We start from the raw sequence: 239 nt of genomic DNA, 5'->3' as shown, positions 1-239 counted from the left end.
CCGAACAGGGCCCGGCCCCCGAAGAGATGGTTGGGCAGGCCCACCAGCGCCCCCCCCCAGCCGTACGCCAGGACCCACGCGCCGAGGACCGCGCCCTGCACACTCAGGCTGTGCTTGGTGTTGTAGAGCACGTAGTAGACGCGGGAGACCTGCTGGTCGGGGCTGCGGTGGTAGGCGAGCGTGCCCGGCAGATAGCCGATGACGTCGACATAGACGTACAGGACGACGGCGACCCACCC

At 69.5% G+C, this 239-nt stretch carries 1 pseudogene; it reads right to left on the bottom strand.

Annotated features, from left to right (window positions below):
- Positions 1-239: pseudogene (locus KVT44_RS56885) on the bottom strand (hypothetical protein); the annotation flags it as partial.

Origin of the sequence: Streptomyces sp. GbtcB7 (genome assembly GCF_019091445.1) — a bacterium.
Taxonomy (GTDB): domain Bacteria; phylum Actinomycetota; class Actinomycetes; order Streptomycetales; family Streptomycetaceae; genus Streptomyces; species Streptomyces mirabilis.
Note: the sequence above shows the minus strand (reverse complement) of the source record. Positions and strands in the feature narration are given on the sequence as shown.